The following is a 13,000-nucleotide window of genomic DNA, read 5'->3' as shown; positions in this document are numbered from 1 at the left end:
CGACCGGCGCTTGTCCCAGGCGTGCACAGCGGCTTTGCGAAAGCCCGTAAGATGGAGCACTTGCGAACCCATCACGTGTCACGTTGGATGCTGTCGATGGGTATCGCTGCGCTCTACCCATCTCACAGGCCGTCGCAGCCATCGGGATGATGCCCTGCCGAAGCCGCGCCGCACTTTTCCCGATGATGCTCTAGGCCCGCAGCCGCGGAACGAGACGTATCGCGTTCTCATGGCCAATCGCATCGAGATCCCCTGTCGAGAGGCCAAGCTTCTGCAACTGCGCGAACTGGCCAAGGCCGAAATACGGATAGTCGGTGCCGTAGGTGATCTGGGAGGCGGGTACCAGCTTGAGCAGCGCGGCCATGGACGGCGCGAAGGTCGCGTTCGCGGTGTCGTAGTGAAGCCGGCGTAGCTCGCCTTCGATCCCCTCCGGTGCAAACTCCTTCAGGTCGGGCCGCGCCCCATAGAACGAATCGATGCGCCCGGCCATCATCGGAATCGTGCCGCCGGCGTGCGAGAACAGCCATTTGATGTCGCGGTGGCGGGCAAATGCGCCGCTGAGCAGAAGGCTCGTCACGCTGCGTGTGGTGTCGTGCGGGACTTCGATCACCGCCGGAAACGTACCGACGCTGAGCGCATTACAGCAACTCGCGACCAGCGGATGCACGTAAACCACCGCCTTGCGACGGTTCAGTTCTTCCAACACCGGCCTGTAGGCGGCATTGCCCAGCCATTTGTCGCCGTAGCTGGTTTGCAGCCCGATCCCGTCCGCCTTCAGCGTGTCGAACGCATAGTCGATCTCCTTGAGCGTGGCATCGATGTCCAGCATCGACAAGGTCGCGAACAAGCCGAAACGGCCCGGATGGTTGCGCATCATGTCCGCTGCATACTCATTGCAGGCGCGAGCGAGCCGGCCAGCTTCCGCCGGTCCAACGTCAAACCACACGCCTGGCGTGGAGGCGACCGACAGGATGCCTGTGCGTATGCCATTGCGATCCATGTCCTCGATCAGCTTCTCGCGGGTCCAGGCCACCTGACCGGGAAAGTGCGGTTGCTTGTGTGCGTCTTCGTAGCCAAGCCAAAGCTTCTGATATTCAGGCGGATAGAAATGAAGGTGGGTATCGATCAGCGCCGGCTTGGTTTGTCCGTGCACCGCAACGGCCGGGATGGCCGAGGCGAGGCCAAGTGCACCGACCCCCGCGAGAAAGCCGCGGCGCGACGCGGACGGGCTGTAACAGGTGGGGCAGGCGTGATGCCTTCCGGATTTCCGATCCCAAATGTTCATGTTGCGGGTCTCCCGTAACGAATTGGCAAGGACAGGGCCTGTGGTGCATCCATCGGCGAGACGTTTCGTCCATTTGCAGTCCGCGGTGCGGCTGCGGCGCCGGCCGTGATTGTTGGGGATTGGAATGTGCCGTTTTTTCGTCGCCGAGCGATGTCACGCCTTCGCATCACACCGCAATTTTGTGTGAAGGCGCCCCAATTGTCCCGCGAGAAGCTCTGTGCTGCGGCGACGTTGACGCGTCGGGCAGAACACTGGCAAAATGCGACGATGGCAGGGATCGGGGACGAGATCGCAGCGTGAATGCATCTGTGGTGACCACGAGCACTTCCAGTGAGTTGACCGATGAAGTCTGAGAGGGATGGCATCAACCTCGCGGCCAAGCCGACCGGCACGGGTTGCGTGGAATGCTCGGCTGCGGGTGGGTGGTGGCTGCATCTTCGCAGATGTGTCGAATGCGGTCACATCGGCTGCTGTGATACTTCACCAAATCAGCATGCGTCGAGACATAACGCGGCGACAGGTCACCCGATCATCACGAGCTTCGAGCCGGGTGAACGATGGTTTTACGACTATCGGACAGGTGAGAGTTTCGCCGGCCCGAAGCTTCAGGGTCCTCACTCGCGTCCGTTGGATCAGCCGGTGCCCGGACCCGCCGACGCGGTGCCTTCAGACTGGCAAACACTTCTCCATCAATAGGCGGCAGGTCTTTAGCCATTGGCCTGTGGCCGACCTTCCGCGCGTTCCGCATAAGGGGGCGGCTTCTGAGCCCTTCGGGGCTGCGGCGCGTCACGTCGCATGCCGCCGATGGGTTTCGCTGCCTGATCCTCGTAGATCTAGTCGATGATGTTGTTATTACCCTCCGCCTTGAGGCGAGCGATGTTGTCTTTCATCTGCTGCAGCCGTTCAGGCGTATGGCCTTGCCATTGCGTTACTTCTGCGATGACCCTCAACGGATCGCGGGAGCGATATGACAGCGTCGGATTGCCGGGAAACTTCTTATCCGTCACGTTGGGATCGTCCACGATCGGCCCGGTCGGCTCCACGACGTAAATGCGTCCGCGTGCGGTGCCTGCGGCCAGCTCGGCGCCCCAGATCGCCGCATCCAGCGTGGCCGCGAAATAGACCCAGGATAGCGGCTTGATGTCGGTGAAGTTGGATGGGTGGCCGACGGCAATCAGGTCGCCGGGTTTCAAATCGGCCCGTGTGCCGTGGAAGAATGATTGCACGAACGTGGTTGCTACAGATGACATCAGACGATCCCCGGAATTGCTGGTTCATATTGGTGAAGGTCGATGAGGCGAGCTCGAGCAGACGACTGGCTATGCGTGCATCTCGCGCTAGCTATGATCCCGGTTGATTTTGTCGAGGGGGAGTGATGCGATCTCACGCCGGGCACGGATTTGCGCTGTTGTGCACCTTTTGTATCATCGCACTGACCGCTTTGAGCGGCGTTGCCCGGTCCGAAGTACCGTTCACATTTACAATGCCGCAGAGCCGGGTCGTCGTGAAGGTTTCTGACCCCTCGCTGCTGCCTGATGCGGCGGCCGCCAAACCCAACTACTTCAAGCTGACCCGACAGGAGCCGCTGCTGATCGTCAGCGGCTGGCTGGAGCCGGCACAACAATACAAGGGGCTCAACGCGTTCTGGGAGGGTGAATCGCGATCTCCGGTTTACGCGCGCGCCCGCGCGCCAACTCGGGTCGAAACGCTGCGGGAGGGCGCATGGGAGGTGGTCGCATTCGACGTGTCCCTGCCGAGCGCCATTCAGTCTAATCTGCGGGCCGAGCGGATCGAGGCAGGGACGTGGATCGACTTGCACCTGTCCACCGTCGCCCGCGCCACGATCCCGTCCACCAAACTGCGAGCCGAGCTGCTGGCCGTGCTACGGCAAGTGCAGGTGCTGCAGAAATGAGGCCGCGCGACATCAAATGCGGTCAAGCATGGGGACCGGGCGTGAAGCTCATCGTCGTCATCATCGTTGCCCTGACCACCTGTGGTGCTGTGCAGGCCCACAGCCCGGGCCAGAGGGTGATCGCAACGGCTGCAGCCGTTGCATGCAAGTCATGGCCGACGTTGAAAACGCTCGGCGAACTGATGGGTGACCCCGCTCGCTTCGCGCCATTCTGGCGCGAGCAGAAGGGTTCGGGAGAGTGCCGCACCTTTCCCGTGGGCACGGCGATGATTGTCGATGAAGACCTCCGCGCCGGCCAAAAAGCGATCATGCGGGCACATCCGGTAGAGGAGAAAGGCCAGTACTGGACCTACCCTTCTTATTTCAAGTAGAGCACTTGCTGCTGACGCCTGTCATTGGCTTGTCCGCTGCCGTCGTGCCAGGCGGGTGAGGCTCACCCAGCCGGCGACCAGCGCCAGCGCGGCTGCCATGCTGATGCCGATCCGGGGTGCCAAATCGGCCGATGTGACGGCGAACAGCAATGTGATCAGAAGTGCCCCGATCGTTTGCCCGGTTAATCGTGCCGTGCCCTATCGATCGCGCGAACGGGATTCTCGCGATCCACATAATCTTCGACCCGCGCAGGCAGAAGTCTTACCTGATCACGGCTTAGCCCGGTCTTGAACGTACGATTCGTCATGCCGAATCGTACACTCGTCCGCGTAAACGGCTAGGATTCTTGCCAAGTCTCTTCGCTCTACCGATCCTACGGGCTGTGGCGGCCAACGTTAGGGGATCGGAGTTCACTAGGGCTGCGATCCTTTGTAGCGGCGAAAAATCGACTTTCCAAAGATCGAGTTCAAACAGATCTCCGCGCTGATCGGCGTTCAGTGCTACCGACACCGGCACTCCATCGGCATCGTCAAATTCGGCTTCGCCAATACATCTGCCGAAACGCCGGTCTGCCCTGCCGACAAAGCGAAGGCTACCCATGCCACCGTCGTTCATTTCCTCCACGAGACCAAAATGGTCCTGCAAAGGCGAATGCTGACCTAGAATAAAGGCGATCAAATCACGCTCTTTAGGAGTAAGTGGGCGTGGCATCGTCTTTCTCGTAGCGCGTAGGATGGGTAGAGCACTTGCGAAACCCATCATGCTTCACGTCGAGAGATGGGTTTCGCTGAAGCGAAACCCATCCTACGGGCTGAATTCCCTGGCGGCATGACTGGGTCCCGGCTCAGCGGAGCAGCACTTCGTGCTGCACCGCGTCCGGGACACGAGAGATGTGCGGGAAGTTAGAACTGATACCGCCGCAACCCGCCATCCACCGGGATCACCGTCCCTGTGATGTACCTTGCCACAGGCGAGGCCAGAAACACCGCGAGCGCGGCCAGGTCCTCCGGCTCGCCCCAGTAGCCGACCGGAATCTCTTCCTCCGCAAAACGCTCGCGATAATCCGGGGCATAGTTGCGGCGGATCTGCTCGCTCATGATGCGGCCGGGCGGGATGCAGTTGATGGTGATGCCGTGCTCGCCGATCTCGCGCGACAGGCCTTTGGCCCAGGCGTGCACGGCGGCCTTGGCGGCGAACGCGGCGTTGAGGCCTTCGGGCTCGGACTTGCCCGTGATGTTGACGATGCGGCCCCATTTGCGCTCGATCATCTGCGGCAGCAGCGCATGCGCGATGCGGCGGTAGCTGGTGAAGTTCAGCGCGATCGCCTCGTCCCATTTGCTGTCGGGCGCATCGACGGGGAGGGGGCGGCTGCCGCCGGCATTGTTGATGAGGATGTCGACATGGCCGAGCTCCCTCACCGCGAAGGCCGCGATGTTTTCGGCGGCATCCTTGGCCATCACGTCCTGCTCGAGCGGCGTGATCAGGCCGCCGCCGACCTCTTTCACCAGCTCTGCAAGCAGATCGGTGCGCCGGGCCACGCCGACGATGCGCACGCCTTCGGCCGCAAGGCCCTTGGCGATGGCGCGGCCGATGCCGATGCTCGCGCCGGTGACAACAGCGGTTTTCGATTTGAGCCCGAGGTCCATGGTCACACGCTTTCTTGTTCTGGCTTTTGATTTTTGGTGTTCGTTTCCTGCCCGTCCCGCGGGCTTTGCGAATTGCCTGAGCGGGACGAGCAGTGGTAACCAAGAGCCGCCGCGAAGGAAACACGAAAAAGAAAAGGCGTCGAACGATGGTCTGGGATCCGCAGCAATATCTAAAATTCTCCGGCCACCGGCTCCGGCCCGCCGTCGACCTGCTGATGCGGATACCGGATGTTGGTCCGCGCACGATCGCCGATCTCGGGGCGGGCGCGGGCAACGTGACAAAACTGATCAAGGAGCGCTGGCCGGATGCGGCCGTAACAGGCGTCGAGGGCTCGGCCGAGATGGTTGCTGCCGGCCGCAAGGCGGCGCCGGACGTGGAATGGTCGCACGAAGACCTCGGCCATTGGCGCCCGACCAAGCAATACGATGTGGTCTATTCCAATGCCGCACTGCACTGGCTGCCCAATCATGCGGCACTGTTTCCGTCGGTCATGGAGAAGGTGGCGCCCGGCGGCATGCTGGCGGTGCAGATGCCGCGCAACTTCCTGGCCCCGTCGCATGTGCTGATCGGCGAGACGGCGCTGAACGGACCGTGGCGGTCCAAGGTCGAGCACCTCGTCACGCCGCCGCCGGTCGAGGGGCCGGCCTTCTATCATGATCTTCTGGCGCCGCTGTCGGAGAACGTCGACATCTGGGAGACCGAATATCTCCAGGTGCTCGAAGGCGACAACCCCGTGAAGGAATGGACCAAGGGGACCTGGCTGACGCGCTATCTCGACATTTTGCAGGGCGACGAAAAGGCGGCTTTCGAAGCGGCCTATGGCGAGCGCGTCGCCAAGGCGTACCCGAAGAATGCCGCGGGGCAGACGCTGTTCCCGTTCCGACGGCTGTTCATGGTCGCCCAGCGCAAGGGCTAATGCGACCTTCGCAATGCGACATAAGCGCTCGCTTCCGGGAAGGGAGCGGGTGCCGGGTTGCGTCGAGAGCAGCCGTCAAGATAGCTTGCCTGCGGCAAATTGGGCTTAGGTCTAGTTGTTCGGGTGGCGGATTGCTGCCACTACTGAAACCGTAAAACAAAAAAGACCCGGTTTTAAAGGTTGTTGGGAGGTTGTTTCATGCGCAAGCTGGCTCTCGCGGTCGCGGCCGCAGCTATTTTCGTGGCTCCTGCCTTAGTTCCTGATCTGGCCCAGGCCCAAGCCCCGATCGTCATCAAATTCAGCCACGTCGTCGCCAACGATACCCCGAAGGGGAAGGGCGCGCTGAAGTTCAAGGAGCTCGCCGAGAAGTACACCGACGGCAAGGTCAAGATCGAAGTCTATCCGAACTCCTCGCTCTACAAGGACAAGGAGGAGATCGAGGCGCTTCAGCTCGGCTCGGTGCAGATGCTGGCGCCTTCGACCGCGAAGTTCGCGCCGCTCGGGATCCGGGAATTCGAGGCGCTCGACCTGCCCTGGCTGTTCAAGGACGACGCGACCTATTCCAGCGCGATGAAGGGCACCATCGGCAAGTGGCTGTTCCAGAAGCTGGAGGCCAAGGGCATCACCGGGCTCGCTTATTGGGACAACGGCTTCCACATGGTGTCCTCGAACCGCGCGCTGATGAAGCCGGAGGATTTCAAGGGCCTGAAATTCCGGATATCAGGATCGAAGATCGCCGATCAGTATTTCCGCCTGATGGGCTCGATCCCGCAGATCATGGCGTTCTCGGAAGTCTACCAGGCGCTCCAGACCGGCGTGGTCGACGGCTGCGAGAATACCGCGTCCAACTATCTGACGCAGAAGTTCTACGAGGTGCAGAAGGACATCACCGTGTCCTATCACGCCCATCTGCAATATGCCGTCATCGTCAATTCCAAATTCTGGTCCGGCCTGCCGCCCGACATCCGCACCCAGGTCGAGAAGGCGATGGCGGACGCAACCGAATACACCAACCAGATCGCGCATCAGGAGAACGAGGACGCGCTGGCCGAGATCAAAAAGGCAGGTAAGACCACGCTGCATTATCTGACGGACGCCGATCGCAAGGCGTGGCAGGAGGCGATGCGGCCGACATATACGTGGGCAAAAGGCAGGGTCGGGCAGGAAGTGCTCGATCTCGTCGCCAAGGAACTCGACGTCAAGATGAACTGACGCGTTTTCCGGGAGCGTAATACCAACGGTCGGGAGTGTGCGCACTCCCGACCGTTTCGCATCGATAGGGGGACTTTGATTTGCTTCGCGTGCTCAATTCGGCGCTCAATCACCTCGAGGAGTGGTTGATCGCGACGCTCATTGCGGCTGCAACCGGTTTGATCTTCATCGCCGTGGTGCACCGTTACGGCGCCGGCGAATCGATCGTCCTGTCGAGATGGGCGGCCGCGCACGGAATGAATTGGCTCGCGACGCTGTCGATGGCGGTGTTCACTTTCCTGTCCGAGCTCGATCTGTCCTGGGCGCAGGAACTCTGCATCTACATGTTCATCTGGATGGCGAAATTCGGCGCGGCCTATGGCGTGCGCACCGGCATCCATGTCGGCGTCGATCTGCTCGTCAACCGCCTGCCCGAACATTCGCGCAAGCACGTGATCATGTTCTCGCTGCTGTGCGGCGCGCTGTTCACCGGCATGATTGCCGCCTTCGGCGCCTCCTTCGTCGCCGAGATGTTCAAGACCGGCCAGCAGTCGAACGATCTGGAAGCGCCGATGTGGTTCGTGTATCTCGCGATCCCGCTCGGCTCCGGCCTGATGTGCTTCCGCTTCCTCCAGGTCTGCTGGTCCTACTACTGGACCGGCCATCTGCCGCATCACGACGAGAGCCATGTCGAGGGCGTGGAGGCCGACGGCTCGCCGGCGCTGCATCCGCAGCCGGCTGGCGCCGCAACGAAAGCTGCCGCGCGAAAAGTTTCGCCGCTCGGCGTGATCCTGATCATGGCGCCGATCCTGATTTTCGCCATGTGTCTTGCCGAAAAATTCGGCGTGGTGGTGCTGCCGCACTGGATGCGCGCCGCGACCGTGTTCGCGCTGTTGATCGCGCTGATGCTGACGGGCATCCCGGTCTCGATCGCGCTTGGTCTGACCGTGATGACGTTCCTGTTCACGCTGACCACGGTGCCGATCGAAGCCGTCTCGATGAAGCTCTTCACGGGCATCGAAGGCTTCGAGATCATGGCGATCCCGTTCTTCATTCTCGCCGGCAACTTCCTCACCCATGGCGGCGTCGCGCGCCGCATGATCAATTTCGCGACCTCGCTGATCGGGCACTGGCACGGCGGCCTTGGCCTTGCCGGCATCGTCGCCTGCGCGATGTTCGCGCTGGTGTGCGGCTCGAGCGTCGCGACCGTTGCGGCGATCGGCGCCATCGTGCTGCCCGAGATGGTCCGCCACGGCTATCCGATGCGCTTCGGCGCCGGCATCATCACGGTCGCGGGCTCGCTCGGCATCTTGATGCTGCCGTCGATCCCGAAGATCGTCTACGCGGTCTCGACCAATACCTCGATCGGGGCGCTGTTCGTCGCCGGCCTGCTGCCCGGCATGCTGCTGACGACGATGCTCTGCATCGTCACGTGGTGGCTCGCACGCAAGCGCGACTATCCGCGGATGGCCAAGGCGAGCTGGGGTGAAACGCTTCACGCCTTCCGCGAGAGCATCTGGGGCTTGATGCTGGTCGTCATCATCATCGGCGGCATCTACAGCGGCCTGTTCACGGCGACCGAGGCGGCCGCAATGGCCGCGGTCTATTCCTTCATCATTGCGGTGTTCGTCTACAAGGCGATCGGCCTGAAGGACGTGCCGCGGGTGCTGCTCCGCGCCGCCAACACCAGCGCGATGCTGCTCTACATCGTCACCAACGCGGTGCTGTTCTCCTTCGTGCTCGCCAACGAGAACCTGCCGATGGTCCTTGCCGACTGGATCGCGGCGCAGAATCTCGGCTGGGTCGGCTTCCTGCTGGTGGTCAACATCCTGTTGCTGCTCGCCGGCAATTTCATGGAGCCGAACTCGATCATCCTGATCATGGCGCCGATCCTGGCGCCCGCGGCCAAGAAGCTCGGTATCGACCTCGTGCATTTCGGCATCGTCATGGACGTCAACATGGAGGTCGGCCTCTGCCATCCGCCTGTCGGCTTGAACCTCTATGTCGCATCGATGATCGCGCGAATGCGGATCACCGATCTCGCGGTCGCGGTGATGCCATGGCTGATCACCATGCTCGGCTTCCTCGTCATCGTGACCTATTGGCCCGATTTGACGCTGTGGCTGCCGAGGGTGCTGGGGATGCATTAGCGCGGCGAAGACGGTGCACCCTCGCCCGTTGTGGGAGAGGGTGGCTTCGATGCAAAGCATCGAAGCCGGGTGAGGGGTCTCTATCCTCGCGAACAGTTTTTCGAGCGGAGACATACCCCTCATCCGGCGCTTCGCGCCACCTTCTCCCACAGGGGGAGAAGGCAAGAGGGCACCTCGCTTTATTTGCTTCGTCTCCTCCAATGGCAATCGGCGGCGAGATGCGGTTAGATGTCCGCAACAAGCCGGGAGGATACAGAGATGACAGACACATCCAGCAGCGAGCCCAAGGACGCATCGGCGTCCGTCATCGCGCAGCAGACGGCGATGCTGAACGCGCTGCCATTTTCCGACATGCGGGATTTCGACGATGCCGCGCGCGGCTTTCTCGGCACGATCGAGAACGCAGAGATTACCAACCCGCAAGGGCGGACGGTCTGGAGCCTGAGGCCCTATGGCTTTCTGTCGGCCGAGCAGGCGCCGCCGACGGTCAATCCCAGCCTGTGGCGGCAGGCTCGGCTCAACATGCAGCACGGGCTGTTCGAGGTTGTGCCCGGAATCTACCAGGTGCGCGGGCTCGACATCGCCAACATGACGCTGATCGAGGGCGATAGCGGCGTCATCGTCGTGGACACGCTGACCTCGATCGAAGGCGCGCGCGCCGCGCTCGATCTCTATTACAAGCACCGCGGCACGCGGCCGGTCGCGGCCGTGATCTTCACCCACACCCACACCGATCATTGGGGCGGTGCGCGCGGCGTGCTCGAGGAGGATGCGCTCGCCAATGCCAGCGTGCCCATCATTGCGCCAAATCTGTTCATGGAGCATGCCGTCTCCGAGAACATCATTGCGGGCCCGGCAATGCTGCGCCGGGCGCAATATCAATTCGGCCCGTTCCTCGCCAAGGGCATGCGGGGGCAGGTCGACAACGGGCTCGGCAAGTCGATGGCGGCCGGCACGGTCGCGCTGCTGCGGCCGACCGATCTGATCATGGCGACCGGCGACAGGCGCGTGATCGACGGCGTCGAATTCGAATTCCAGATGGCGCCGAACAGCGAAGCGCCGGCGGAGATGCATTTCTTCATTCCGCGCTACAAGGTTTTGAACCTCGCCGAGAACTGCACCCACAATTTCCACAATCTGCTGCCGTTCCGCGGCGCCGACGTGCGCGATGCGCTGGCCTGGTCGAAATATCTCAATGAGGCGCTTCAGCTCTGGGACGGCAAGGCTGAGGCGATGTGCGGACAGCATCACTGGCCGGTGTGGGGCGGCGAGCGCATCGGCACCATGATCCGCCAGCAGCGCGACCTCTACAAATTCGCGCACGACCAGACCATCCGCCTGATGAACCACGGCCTCACCGCCACCGAGATCGCCGAGACGATCCAGCTGCCGAAGAGCCTGGACGGCGCCTGGCACGGCCGCGGCTATTACGGCCATATCCGCCATAACGTGAAGGCGATCTACCAGAAATATCTCGGCTGGTACGACGCCAACCCGGTCAATCTCGATCCACTGCCGCCGGTCGAGTCCGGAAAGAAGTATGTCGAATACATGGGCGGCGCTGACGCGATCCTGACGCGGGCGCGAGTGGATTTTGGCAAGGGCGAGTTTCGTTTCGTCGCGCAGGCACTCGGCCATCTCGTCTTCGCCGAGCCCGACAATGCGGCGGCACGTAGCCTGCTGGCGGATACGCTGGAGCAGCTCGGCTATGCCGCCGAGAGCTCGACCTGGCGAAACGCCTATCTGTTCGGCGCGCAGGAATTGCGACAGGGCATGCCAAAGACCCCGCCGCGCCCGCCGATGCCGCGCGAGACGCTGGCCGCACTGCGCACCTCACAGCTGTGGGACGTGTTGGGCATTCGCCTCAACGGTCCGAAGGCCGAAGGAAAGCACATCGTGCTGAACTGGAGCTTTTCGGACACCGGCGAGACGTTCGTACTCAATCTGGAGAACTGCGCACTGACCTATACCGAAGGCGTGCAGGCCGAAGGCGCCGATGCCAGCTTTACGCTGGCGCGCGCGACGCTCGACGAGGTGATTGCAAAACTGACGAGCTTTCCGGAAGCGGTCGCTGCCGGCAAGGTCAAGCTTTCAGGCAACCCGATGCGGCTCGCCGAGCTGATGGGCCTGATGGACGAATTCCCGCGGATGTTCGAGATCGTGGAGCCGAAGCGGACGGTGGTGGTGTAGGCAAGTCGCGCACCACGTCCTCCGTCATTGCCGCTCCTGCTTCGTCCCTTCTCTCCTTGTGGGAGAAGGTGGCGCGAAGCGCCGGATGAGGGGTCTCTTTCCCGGGATAAGCTTTTATATGCGGCAGCAACCCCTCACCCGAGCGAGTTTGCCGCTCCGCCTCGAAGCCCTCTCCCACAAGGGGAGAGGGCACTTCGACTGGCAGCGATGTAGAAGCCTTACTCCGCGCTGCTCACCAGCTTGATCCGCGGTGCCTGCGCCTCCTGCAAACTGCGATACGCCGCGAGATAATCCAGGGCCATTCGCCGCGCGGTAAAACGTTCCTCGAACTGCTTGCGGATCGCCGCGCGGTCCAGTTGCGGCAGTCGCTTGACGACGCCGGCGGCGCTGAGGAGGTCTTCGACCACGAAGCCGGTGAGGCCCTCGTCGATGATCTCCGGCACCGAGCCGCGGTTGAAGGCGATCACCGGCGTGCCGCAGGCCATGGCCTCGATCATGACGAGGCCGAACGGCTCCGGCCAGTCGATCGGCAGCAGCAGCCCGAGCGCGCCGCTGAGGAAATCGGACTTCTCATGATCGCTGATCTCGCCGATGAAATCCACCAGCGGATTGCCTGCGATCATCGGCTTGATCAGCTCGTCGTAATAATCCTGGTCGGCGCGATCGACCTTGGCTGCAATCTTGAGCGGAATGCCGCAATGCATGGCGATCTTGATGGCGCGGTCGACGCCTTTCTCGGGTGCGATGCGGCCGAGCACGGCGAGATATTCCTGTTTCGCCGGCTTTGGCGTCAGCAATTTCTCCGGCAGGCCATGATGGATCGTCGTCACCCAGTTCGCCTGCGGCACCGGCCGCCGCTGCGCGTTCGAGATCGAGATCACGGGCATTTTCGAGAAGGTGTTGAACACCGGCTGATGCTCGGGCAGATCGAGCCGGCCGTGCAGAGTGGTGAGAAACGGTGTCGGCTGCCGGTGGAACAGCGACCACGGATAATAATCGAGATGGAAGTGGAGGAAGTCGAACTCCTCGTTGTCACATTTCTGCCGCACGCGCTCCAGCAGCACCATGTGCAGCGCGTTGGGATCGCGCACGGAACCGTCGAGGCGAAGTGCCCGCGGCCATAATGCATCGAGCTTCGCCGACGTCTGCGAGTCGCCGCTGGCGAACAGCGTCACGTCGTGTCCAAGGGCAACCAACTCCTCCGTCAACCAGTGCACCACCCGCTCGGTGCCGCCATACAGCTTGGGTGGAACAGCTTCGGTCAACGGAGCTACCTGCGCGATGCGCATCTTACCATCTCCTCTGTGCGATCATGGAAGTCAAAAGCCCCCGCCGTA

The 13,000-nt window shown here is 62.2% G+C and carries 12 protein-coding genes and 1 pseudogene; 8 read left to right on the top strand and 5 right to left on the bottom strand.

All coding sequences use genetic code 11. From position 1 onward, the window contains the following. Positions 1 to 190 precede the first annotated feature (190 nt). Positions 191 to 1,285, bottom strand: a complete 1,095-nt coding sequence (locus IVB29_RS06595; RefSeq protein WP_247502586.1) for an amidohydrolase family protein — start codon at positions 1,283 to 1,285, stop codon at positions 191 to 193. 342 nt (positions 1,286 to 1,627) lie between these two features. On the opposite strand from IVB29_RS06595, the gene IVB29_RS06590 reads away from it, so the two are divergent. Beyond that, on the top strand, positions 1,628 to 1,981 hold the full coding sequence (locus IVB29_RS06590) for a UBP-type zinc finger domain-containing protein (protein WP_247502585.1): 354 nt from the start codon (positions 1,628 to 1,630) through the stop codon (positions 1,979 to 1,981). 137 nt (positions 1,982 to 2,118) lie between these two features. On the opposite strand, the gene arr is transcribed toward IVB29_RS06590, so the two are convergent. After that, positions 2,119 to 2,535: an NAD(+)--rifampin ADP-ribosyltransferase gene (gene arr, locus IVB29_RS06585; protein ID WP_247502584.1), complete on the bottom strand. Its 417-nt coding sequence runs from the start codon at positions 2,533 to 2,535 to the stop codon at positions 2,119 to 2,121. Positions 2,536 to 2,660: 125 nt separating this feature from the next. Here arr and IVB29_RS06580 point away from each other — a divergent pair, with 125 nt between their 5' ends. Beyond that, the gene (locus IVB29_RS06580; RefSeq protein WP_247502583.1) at positions 2,661 to 3,197 is read left to right on the top strand and encodes a hypothetical protein; all 537 of its coding nucleotides are present in this window, start codon (positions 2,661 to 2,663) and stop codon (positions 3,195 to 3,197) included. A gap of 41 nt (positions 3,198 to 3,238) precedes the next feature. Further along, positions 3,239 to 3,568: a hypothetical protein gene (locus tag IVB29_RS06575; protein WP_247502582.1), complete on the top strand. Its 330-nt coding sequence runs from the start codon at positions 3,239 to 3,241 to the stop codon at positions 3,566 to 3,568. Between the two features lie 304 nt (positions 3,569 to 3,872). On the opposite strand, the gene IVB29_RS06570 is transcribed toward IVB29_RS06575, so the two are convergent. After that, entirely contained in the window at positions 3,873 to 4,280 is a 408-nt protein-coding gene (locus IVB29_RS06570) for a hypothetical protein (RefSeq protein WP_247502581.1), read from the bottom strand. 191 nt (positions 4,281 to 4,471) lie between these two features. Next, positions 4,472 to 5,215, bottom strand: a complete 744-nt coding sequence (locus IVB29_RS06565; RefSeq protein WP_247502961.1) for an SDR family oxidoreductase — start codon at positions 5,213 to 5,215, stop codon at positions 4,472 to 4,474. Between the two features lie 146 nt (positions 5,216 to 5,361). Here IVB29_RS06565 and IVB29_RS06560 point away from each other — a divergent pair, with 146 nt between their 5' ends. The 5 genes and pseudogenes from IVB29_RS06560 (at position 5,362) to IVB29_RS06540 (ending at position 11,663) form a co-directional block, all read left to right on the top strand. Further along, positions 5,362 to 6,132, top strand: a complete 771-nt coding sequence (locus tag IVB29_RS06560; protein ID WP_247502580.1) for a methyltransferase domain-containing protein — start codon at positions 5,362 to 5,364, stop codon at positions 6,130 to 6,132. Positions 6,133 to 6,330: 198 nt separating this feature from the next. Next, positions 6,331 to 7,344: a DctP family TRAP transporter solute-binding subunit gene (locus IVB29_RS06555; protein WP_247502579.1), complete on the top strand. Its 1,014-nt coding sequence runs from the start codon at positions 6,331 to 6,333 to the stop codon at positions 7,342 to 7,344. A 236-nt stretch (positions 7,345 to 7,580) separates the two neighbouring features. Continuing rightward, a pseudogene (locus IVB29_RS38530) lies at positions 7,581 to 7,955 on the top strand (TRAP transporter small permease); the annotation flags it as partial. Positions 7,956 to 8,189: 234 nt separating this feature from the next. Further along, complete coding sequence (locus tag IVB29_RS38525) at positions 8,190 to 9,473, top strand: TRAP transporter large permease subunit (RefSeq protein WP_247502960.1); 1,284 nt, start codon at positions 8,190 to 8,192, stop codon at positions 9,471 to 9,473. A gap of 258 nt (positions 9,474 to 9,731) precedes the next feature. Next, on the top strand, positions 9,732 to 11,663 hold the full coding sequence (locus IVB29_RS06540; RefSeq protein ID WP_247502578.1) for an alkyl sulfatase dimerization domain-containing protein: 1,932 nt from the start codon (positions 9,732 to 9,734) through the stop codon (positions 11,661 to 11,663). Positions 11,664 to 11,881: 218 nt separating this feature from the next. Here the strand turns inward: IVB29_RS06540 and IVB29_RS06535 are convergent, their stop codons facing one another. Next, on the bottom strand, positions 11,882 to 12,952 hold the full coding sequence (locus IVB29_RS06535; RefSeq protein WP_247502577.1) for a glycosyltransferase family 4 protein: 1,071 nt from the start codon (positions 12,950 to 12,952) through the stop codon (positions 11,882 to 11,884). Positions 12,953 to 13,000: the final 48 nt, after the last annotated feature.

It is taken from the genome of Bradyrhizobium sp. 1 (assembly GCF_023073315.1).
Classification (GTDB): domain Bacteria; phylum Pseudomonadota; class Alphaproteobacteria; order Rhizobiales; family Xanthobacteraceae; genus Bradyrhizobium.
The sequence above is the reverse complement of the archived record's forward strand: the minus strand, read 5'-3'. Positions and strand labels throughout refer to the sequence as shown.